Raw genomic sequence first — 2181 nt, 5'->3', positions numbered from 1 at the left:
GCAGCGCGGCCAGCGCGTACAGCGCCCCGCCCGTGGCCAGCGCCGCCGCGGCCGCCAGCCCCGCGAGGAGACCCGCCACGGGCGGTCCTGCCGTCTCGTTGAGCACGATCTGCGTCGCCGACAGACGCCCGTTGGCCCGCTCCAGATGCCGCTCGTCCACCAGGCGCGGCAGCATCGCGGGGGCGGCGGTGTCGGCCAGTGTCTCGGCGATGCCCAGCACGAACGCCAGCGCGTACAACAGGCCCAGCGGCCGGTCCTGCGCGAGGACGAAGGCCGCCCCGGCCAGCGCCGCCGCCCGGACCGCGTTGCTGCCGAGCACGATACGTCGCCGGTCCGCCCGGTCCACCAGGACGCCCGCCGGGAGCGCGAAGAGCAGCCACGGCAACATGTTCACGGCGGTCAGGCCCGCGACCGCCGCCGGATCGGGGTGGTGCGCCACGACCAGCAGCGGCAGCAGCGTCCGCGTGATGCCGTCGCCGGCGTTGGAGGCCGCTGCCGAGGCCAACAGCCAGCGGAACGGACGGCCCAGGCCCGTCCGTCCAGCCACACGGGTTCCCGGTGACGCGTCGCTAGCCAACGACGCTCCCTTCGTGCCACTCGCGCAGTCCCAGCAGCCGCTCGCCCAGCTCCGTCAGCCGCGCCGACCCGTACAGCTCCGACTCCTCCTTGCGTACCCCGCCCTCCGGCGGGTGCGGCGGGACGCGGTCTCGCCAGAACCGCACCCGGGCCTCGCGTAGTTCGGCGTTCTCCTCCCAGGCGGGCGCCATCGTCAGGTACTGCGCCATGCGCACCCGCCGCTCGGAGACGTTCGGGTGCACGCCGTGCGGCAGCAGGCTGTTGAAGATGATCAGGTCGCCGGGCGCCACCTCCGGGGTAGTGATCGAGTAGCCGGTGATGTCCGGCGTGAACGGGTCCCGGTCGGAGGGCTGTCGGCTCACCCACTTCTCCCACTCGGCGAAGATCTCCGGCACGCACTGGAAGCCGCCGATGTCCTCGTCGCCCGCCGTGAGTGAGAGCACCGCCTGACAGCTCACCGGCAGCGGGTCGGTGGAGGTGTCCACATCCCAGTGGACGAACCCGCCGAAGGCCCGCTCGCCCCGGTTGGGCGGGTTGACGTTGGCGAAGTCGATGGTCACCCACAGCTCGTCCAGGTCCCAGATGTCGGCGAACGCCTCGTACACGCGCGGTGTCTGGCGCACGTCCCACTGGGCCTGATGGTTGTACATCTCGACCAGTCCGCTGTGGCCGGGCAGCCGGTCGTTGCCGGTGTGCGGCGACGTCCAGGTCGAGGGGTCGTCCGGGCGCATGTCGAGGAAGGAGCGCAGCCCGTCCGTGAGCGCGGCGACCGTCTCGGGCGCCACCGCCTGACGGACGATCACATAGCCTTGCTCGGTCCACTGGGCCCAGTCGGCGGGTGTCAGGACACGCAGCGGCTGTGTCTTGCGGATGTCGCGCAGTTGAGTGGCGGGCACGTGCACTCTCCAGGGGTACGACGCCTGTACAGGATCGGGTGGGCGGGCCAGGACCGACACCCGCCGTTCTCGGCCGATTGCCGTCCGCCGGGGGCGGGTGGGGTAGCCGTCGAGGGGGGCGCGGATCACTCGACGATCAGGCGGCGCCCGGGCAGCACCACGGCGTCCAGTTCCGTCTCCGCCAGCAGTTCAAGGGCCTGGTCGAGATGGTTGAGGATGGGCATGCCGCCTCCGTTGGCACTGGTGTTGATGAGGACGGGCAGCCCGGTGCGGTCGCCGACCGCGTGGCACAGCCGGTGCAGCAGGGGGTGGGTGTCCGGCCGTACGGTCTGCAGGCGGGCCGTGCCGTCGATGTGCCGCGCCTCGGCGAGCAGGTGGGACTCCTCGGGCCGCACCCGCACCGCGAACAGCATGCTTTCGGTGTGGTCCAGGGGGCCGGTGAAGTAGCGGTCCGCGACCTCCTCCGGACAGATCGGCGCGACCGGCCGGAACCATTCACGCCCCTTGATGGTCTGGGACACGTGCCGGCGGGCGCCGTTCCAGTGCGCCGACACCAGCAGCGAGCGGTGTCCGAGCGCCCTCGGCCCCGTCTCCATGCCGCCGTCCAGCCAGGCCAGGCAGCGCCGCTCGGCCAGCAGGTCCGCGACCGTCCGCACCAGCTCGTCGTCGTCGGCGAGTCCGCGCGCGGACAGCCCGCGGCCGCCCAGCC

The 2181-nt window shown here is 72.6% G+C and carries 3 protein-coding genes; all 3 read right to left on the bottom strand.

Annotated features, from left to right (window positions below; translation table 11 throughout):
* Nucleotides 1-547 (bottom strand): MFS transporter (locus AWZ10_RS45110; RefSeq protein ID WP_159058599.1); only part of this gene is annotated, 547 nt, incomplete at its 3' end.
* Nucleotides 548-569: 22 nt separating this feature from the next.
* A complete protein-coding gene (locus AWZ10_RS45105; protein WP_060894121.1) occupies nucleotides 570-1472 on the bottom strand; it encodes a phytanoyl-CoA dioxygenase family protein in 903 nt (300 codons plus the stop codon).
* A 125-nt stretch (nucleotides 1473-1597) separates the two neighbouring features.
* Nucleotides 1598-2181, bottom strand: a 584-nt coding sequence (locus AWZ10_RS45100; protein ID WP_279616680.1) for a carbamoyltransferase C-terminal domain-containing protein, incomplete at its 5' end; no start/stop codon positions are given.

It is taken from the genome of Streptomyces europaeiscabiei (assembly GCF_001550375.1).
GTDB classification, from domain to species: Bacteria; Actinomycetota; Actinomycetes; order Streptomycetales; family Streptomycetaceae; genus Streptomyces; species Streptomyces europaeiscabiei.
The sequence above is the reverse complement of the archived record's forward strand: the minus strand, read 5'-3'. Positions and strand labels throughout refer to the sequence as shown.